We start from the raw sequence: 3,678 nt of genomic DNA, 5'->3' as shown, positions 1-3,678 counted from the left end.
GCTGCGGCCGACTCTAGCTGCATTGCGGCTTGCGCTTCAAAGCTGTTGTTATGGGTTAAACCAAGCAATGCGCCAGCGGCATCAAATAATCGCCCTGCACTGCTTGTCTGCGGACAATTAACCCCTTTTTCGAGCATTTGTATGACGGCACTGAAGCCTTTCTCACGACCAAAACGGGTTTGCGCCAGTTCAGCCATCCCGTGTTCTATTAAAAATGCGCTGGCTATACGCCAAGGTTGCTTTGCTGCACTGTCTCCCCCTGGCATGGTCAGAGGTTGAAAATGGCCTAAGCGTTGGCAGTGTTGTCCCTCTATTTTTAAGCATTCACCGCCCCATGCTTTGCCATCATTACCTAGCCCAACACCGTCTAATGCTAATGCTAAATAAGGGCCTGTTAATTGATGTTCACAAGCAATAGCCGCCGCGTGGGCATGATGATGCTGCACTTTAATAAGCGGAATTTTATGGTCACTGGCAAATTGTTCCGCAAACTCTGTACTGTAAAAATCGGGGTGCAGATCAGAGGCCACCTGCTCCGGCTCTATCTGATAAATAGCCATCATGTGGGCCACTGTTTCTTGTAGAGAACGGCAGTTATCCGGACTGTCTAAATTGCCTATATATTGCGATAAATAGGCTTTTTTCCCTTTACTTAAGCAGATGCTGTTTTTGAAAAAACCGCCCACAGCAAGTGTTGCTTTGCCTGCAAATGCCAGATTAATCGCTTTCGGCGCCATGCCGCGGCCGCGGCGAATAACAATAGTCTGCTCGCCATTGCAGTTAACAATCGAGTCATCAAGGCGTTTATCAATATCTCTATTATGGGTGAGTACAAAATCAGCTAAACAGGCTAGTTGTTTTTTTTCGTGGCTTTGGTAGATAAGCGGTTGACCGCGCAGGTTGGCGCTGGTCATAACCACTATTAATGGATCTGGATTATCGCCGTTTTTATCGCCTGAAAACAGAAGGTGATGTAATGGCGTGTAGGGCAGCATAACCCCGAGAGTGTCAATATTTGGGGCCAAATGTTCAAACTGATGACTTTTAAACTGAGGGTTTTCAAATTGATGGCTTTCAAAGTGATGATGGCGCTTTTTGACGATAACAATCGGCGCGCTGATGCTACTTAACTGTTTTTTAGCAAGCGGGGTGAGCTCAACAATATGATCAAGTGCTGCTAGGCTCGCCGCCATTAAAGCCAGCGGTTTTGTTTTACGCTGTTTTGTTATGCGCAGCCGTTTTACTGCTGCGCTATTGCGTGCATCGCAAACGAGGTGGTAACCGCCTAACCCTTTAATGGCAACTATCTTCCCCTGTTTAAGCAGGGTAACCGTTTTAGTGAGTAGATCATTGCAGAGTATCTCTTCAAGTTCATTGTTATAAAGGCTCAAAGTCGGGCCACAATCATTACAGGCGTTGGGCTGTGCATGAAAGCGGCGGTTAAGCGGCGAGTCATATTCTTGCTGGCAACGGTTGCATAATTTAAAACGGCTCATCGTCGTGTCAGGGCGATCATAGGGCAGTTTTTTTATAATGCTAAAGCGCGGACCGCAATGAGTGCAATTGATAAAAGGGTAACGATAGCGACGGTTATTGGGATCAAATAATTCGCTTAGGCAGGCATCGCAGGTTTTTGCATCTGCAGATATTTGCGTATTGATGGCATTTTTGCGGCTGCTGATTATTGAAAAACCGGAGGCGCTGCATAGCTCATCATTTTTATTGGTAATAATCTCCTCTATTTCGGCAAGGGGGGGCAACCGCTGCGCGAGCAGATCTAGAAATTGGTTGAGCTGCTCTGGCGTGGCCACAAGTTTAATTTGTACGCCCCCGCCATCATTATAAACAGAGCCTGACAAGCCAAGCTCGCTGGCTATGCTATAAACATGTGGCCTGAAACCGACCCCCTGCACTTGGCCGCTAACGCAAATGTCATAACTGCTTACCATAGTGACCGATATCCGCGAATTTGATTATTTGATAACGTCCAGGCTGCTTTCATTCTTTATCCCCCTCACTAAATAAAGCTTGCGGTAAAATCTTGTTGATAGTGGCAATTTTATTGTTAAGGGGGATCAGCCTCTCTTTGAGTAGGTGCACTCTGCGCTGCTCCAGCCACTGATACCAAGCCTGCATCCCTTCGCCGGTAGTTGCCGAACAGGTTATTATTTTAATATTTGGGTTTATTTTTTGCGCATTTTTTATGCACAGTTGCAGATCGAAATCTAAATAAGGGAGTAAATCGACCTTGTTAAGCAGCAACAGGTTAGCGGCATGGAACATATCCGGGTATTTTAGCGGTTTATCTTCACCCTCTGTGACGGACAATATAACGACTTTATCCGCCTCTCCTAAATCAAAGATCGCCGGACAGACTAAGTTGCCGACATTTTCAATAAATAGGAGACCTTGCTCGGCAAAGGTCAAATTTTGCAGTGCATGATTGACCATCAGGGCATCTAAATGACAGCCTTTTCCGGTATTTACCTGCACCGCCTTCACCCCCGTTTTGCGAATACGCAGAGCGTCATTCGCCGTCGCCTGATCACCGACAATGACGGCTAAACTTACCCTGTTTTTAAGCGCATTGAGGCTGGTGGTCAGAAGGGTAGTTTTACCCGAGCCGGGGCTGGAAAGAATATTAAGTGCGAGAATATTTTGCTGTGCAAATTGATCGCGGTTTTTTTGTGCATAAAGGTCGTTTTTTAATAATAGACTCTGCTCAATTTGAACCGTACGTTTTTGGGTTAACTCTGGCGCATGACTGTGGGGCTCGAGAGCAGGGCTATGACTGTGAGATAGCTCACTGACTGGCGCGCCGTCAACCCGTGTTTCACCATCATCACAACCGCAACTTGTACACATAATTTATTCACCTGTTTGATTGCTATCCTAGATTCAGCTTAGGATCAGTTGCGCGTAATTGCTCAGATCTATCTCTCGTTTCATGCGCTTATTTAAAGGTTGGGCTTTCATAATAAGAGCGTATAAATTTTCACATTAGAGTGCATCAGTTGTGGTGAGTGCAGAAACGATTGTTTTTCCATAACAAGCAAGCTGATTTATATGCGTTCTTGTTATTGCGTAAAGAGACGCTTCTCGTAGCTGCCAATTGATTTGTGCAGAGTTGCGCTGAAGCTCGCATTTCCAAGTGGTTCGGGTATAATACGCGCTGTTTTATTCCCCTATTATTGCTGAGAGTCATTATGTTAAGTTACTTTATCCCTACCGCTAAAGGTTTAGCCCCACTGCTTGAAGTTGAGCTGAAAGAAATGGGTATTGAAAACACCAAACAGTTGAACGGCGGTGTGGCTTTTGATGGCACATTAGAGCAGGGGTATAAAGTCTGTTTATGGTCGCGTTTTGCCTCGCGTGTATTATTAAAATTAAGTGAATTCAAAGTATTAGATTCACTGGATCTCTATTTAGGTTGCAGCAATATCCCTTGGGAAGAACATTTTGATGTTACCAGTACTTTCTCAATTGATTTTTCCGGTAGCAATGATGAAATCCGTAATACGCAGTTTGGCGCATTAAAAATTAAAGATGCGATTGTAGATAGATTCCGTAAAAAATTCGATGAACGTCCAAATGTAGAAAAACGCGATGCCGACATCCGTTTTAACGGCCGTTTATGGAAAGATAAAGTAACTATCTTTTTAGACTTGTCAGGCTCAC

At 44.9% G+C, this 3,678-nt stretch carries 3 protein-coding genes; 1 reads left to right on the top strand and 2 read right to left on the bottom strand.

Features of this window, described 5'->3' with window-relative positions; translation table 11 throughout:
• On the bottom strand, positions 1 to 1,949 hold a 1,949-nt coding region (hypF, locus tag ACJAT7_RS18485; protein ID WP_415228264.1), incomplete at its 3' end, for a carbamoyltransferase HypF.
• Positions 1,950 to 1,998: 49 nt separating this feature from the next.
• Positions 1,999 to 2,865: a hydrogenase nickel incorporation protein HypB gene (gene hypB / locus ACJAT7_RS18480; RefSeq protein WP_415228263.1), complete on the bottom strand. Its 867-nt coding sequence runs from the start codon at positions 2,863 to 2,865 to the stop codon at positions 1,999 to 2,001.
• Between the two features lie 341 nt (positions 2,866 to 3,206).
• On the opposite strand from hypB, the gene ACJAT7_RS18475 reads away from it, so the two are divergent.
• A partial coding sequence (locus ACJAT7_RS18475; protein ID WP_415228262.1) for a THUMP domain-containing protein occupies positions 3,207 to 3,678 on the top strand: 472 nt, incomplete at its 3' end.

Origin of the sequence: Psychromonas sp. (assembly GCF_047632995.1) — a bacterium.
Lineage (GTDB): Bacteria > Pseudomonadota > Gammaproteobacteria > Enterobacterales > Psychromonadaceae > Psychromonas.
This window is presented reverse-complemented; position numbering and strand designations above follow the sequence as displayed.

Excerpts from the sequence above, each read along its gene's own strand:
- hypB (WP_415228263.1), bottom strand. The coding sequence starts at position 2,865 with ATGTGTACAAGTTGCGGTTGTGATGATGGTGAAACACGGGTTGACGGC.